This window comes from Streptomyces sp. NPDC060027 (assembly GCF_042737005.1).
Lineage (GTDB): Bacteria > Actinomycetota > Actinomycetes > Streptomycetales > Streptomycetaceae > Streptomyces.
On the sequence record NZ_JBHWVI010000419.1, the window covers coordinates 1 to 2729 of the forward strand.

2 protein-coding genes are annotated in these 2729 nt (G+C 71.5%); one reads left to right on the forward strand and one right to left on the reverse strand.

Annotated elements, in window-relative coordinates; all coding sequences use genetic code 11:
• Nucleotides 1-245: 245 nt before the first annotated feature.
• A complete protein-coding gene (locus ACFWBT_RS42550) occupies nucleotides 246-1538 on the reverse strand; it encodes a DUF1015 domain-containing protein (RefSeq protein ID WP_385710072.1) in 1293 nt (430 codons plus the stop codon).
• A 72-nt stretch (nucleotides 1539-1610) separates the two neighbouring features.
• Between ACFWBT_RS42550 and ACFWBT_RS42555 the strand changes: the two genes are divergently transcribed.
• Nucleotides 1611-2639, forward strand: coding sequence for an HAD hydrolase-like protein (locus ACFWBT_RS42555; RefSeq protein ID WP_385710075.1), 1029 nt, complete (start codon nucleotides 1611-1613; stop codon nucleotides 2637-2639).
• Nucleotides 2640-2729 lie beyond the last annotated feature (90 nt).

Below are 2729 nucleotides of genomic sequence, written 5' to 3' on the forward strand. Positions count from 1 at the left end.
AGGACGACGAGATCGAGTCCGTGGCCACGGACGGGATCTCGGACGACGTCGACGACCTTGAGGACGAGGACGAGGACGAGGACAAGGACGAAGACGAGGACGTCCTCGACGTCGAGGACGACAGCGAGGGCGACGCTCCTCACCGTTCTGAGAGCTGACGCCGGGTACTGCGGCGGAACACGTGGGCGGCGGGACACCGGAAGGTGACCCGTCGCCCACGTGGCGTTTCCGCAGCTTGTGACGCTTCAGGGAGTGAGCGCCCGGAGGACCAGTCCCGACGCCGGTTTCGGGCCGAAGGACGTCGACTTGCGCGGCATCGTGACGCCCTGGCGGGCGAGATCGCGTACGACCTCCTCGTGGACCGGGTGCATCAGGACGGCCGTGCCTCCGTCGTGTTCCGCCTTCTCGACCGTGGCGGTCGTGTCGTGGATGTACGCGATGTGCGCGGGGGAGTCCTCCGGGATGCGCCACACATGGTCGAGGAGTACGGCGTGCAGGACCGTGGCGTCCAGGGTGCGCCAGGCCTCCGGGCGGTCGGCCGGGATCGTACGGGCGAGGAGCTCCGGCGACGGGCGGTCGACGAGGTGGAAGGAGCCGTCGCCGGCGAGGAGGAAGGCGTTCCCCTCGGCGGTCGCCGCGGAGAGGGCCTCCAGTGCCTCCGTGAGGGGTACATCGAGACGGCGTACCCGGAAGGAGTCCCCGAGGGCGGCCAGCGCCTCGGCGACCGGCAGGCGGTGCAGCAGGCGGTGGATGGCCCGGACGCGCAGCGGGTAGCGGGCGGTGTCCACCAGGAGGACCAGTCCGTAGTCCCAGGGGCTGGGCGAGGGGTGCTCCGCGCGTAGACGTAGGTAGGTGGCCCAGCGGTGATGGCCGTCGGCGATCAGGGCCTGGTGCCGGCCGAGATCTGTCCGGATCTCCGTGAGCTCCGCCGGATCCGTGACCGCCCACAGGCGGTGGCTGATGCCGTCCTCGGTGGTGGTGGACAGCAGCGGCGGGCGGATGGCGGTGCGTTCGATGACGGCGGCCGTACCGAACCCGGAGCCGTTGCCGCGGTAGGTCAGCAGCAGGGGTTCGAGGTTGGCGGACGTGGCGCGCATCAGGGCCGCGCGGTCCGCGATGACGTGTGGCATCACGTCCTCGTGCGGAAGGACGACGCCGTCGGCCGGCTCGGACAGGCGCAGGGTGCCGATCACGCCCCGTTGCAGCAGATCCCCGTCGCGTTGCTCGTACACGTACAGGCCCGGCTCGGGATCGGTGGTCAGGACGCCCTCGGACAGCCAGTCGCGCAGCGTGTCGGCGGCCTGCTTGTTGCGGGCCGCGGGCGTGCCGTCCTGCGGGAGGATCAGCCGGACGATGTTGTGGGGGTCGGCCGATTCGAGTTCGAGCAGTCCGTCGGGCCGCACGATGACGTCGTACGGCGGGGACGTCACGGCGGCCAGGCTGCCGACCCGGTCGGGGTCGTAGCGCAGGCCTCGGAACGGGGTGAGTTCGAGGCCGCTCCCTGCCGGTGTTTCCTCCTCGGGACCTGCATAGTTCATTGGGGCATCGTAAGTGTGTCAGTGGCATGCGCGATGATCGGGGCAAAGGGATCGAACGAGGAGCGATGTGCAATGAGCCAGACCGTCAGGACGCGGCCCGAAGGCAGTGGCCAGGCCCTGAGCGAGGCGTACGACACCGCGCTGCTGGATCTGGACGGGGTGGTGTACGCGGGCGGTAACGCCATCGCGTACGCCGTGGAGTCCCTCGGGACGGCGCGCGCGGGCGGCATGCACCTCGCGTACGTCACCAACAACGCGCTGCGCACCCCCGACGCGGTGGCCGAGCACCTCACGGAGCTGGGCATACCGACGGTGGCCTCGGACGTCATCACCTCGGCGCAGGCCGTGGCCCGGCTCATCAGCGAGCAGGTGCCCGCGGGGGCGCGGGTGCTGGTCATCGGCGGTGAGGGGCTGCGGGTCGCGCTCCGTGAGCGCGGGCTGGAACCGGTCGACTCGGCGGACGACGAGCCCGTGGCGGTCGTGCAGGGGTACGGCGGTCCCGATCTGACCTGGTCGCGCTTCGCGGAGGCGTGCTACGCCATCGCGCGGGGGGTGCCCTGGTTCGCGTCCAACACCGATCTGACGATTCCCGGCGCGCGCGGGATCGCGCCCGGGAACGGCGCGGCGGTGGAGGTCGTGCGGATCGCCACGGGCGGCGATCCGCAGGTGGCGGGCAAGCCGCTGCCCCCGATGCACCGCGAGACGGTTCTGCGGACCGGGGCCGAGCGGCCGCTGGTGGTCGGTGACCGGCTGGACACCGACATCGAGGGCGCGTTCAACGGAGAGGTGGACTCGCTGCTGGTCCTCACCGGCGTGACCGACGGCGCGCTGCTTCTCGCCGCGCCTCCGCAGCACCGGCCGACGTATGTCGACGCGGATCTGCGCGGGATGCTCACCGGGCAGCCCGAGGTCGTCGAGGCGGGCGACGGGTTCCGCTGTGGCGGTTTCACGGCGACGGCGGGGAGCGAGCAGTTCGAGCTGACGGGCGACGGCGAGGCTCTCGACGGTCTGCGGGCCCTGTGCGCGGCGGCCTGGACGGCCGCGGGAGAGGGCAGTTGCGAGCTGGACGGGGGGAAGGCACTGGCGCGGCTGGGACTCTAGTGCCGCGGCAGGCAACGTTTGCCCGTCAAGGAGCGGCGCCCGGTGCGTGCTCTCGGTGTGCCGGCCGGAAGTCCTCGTACTGGATGTACT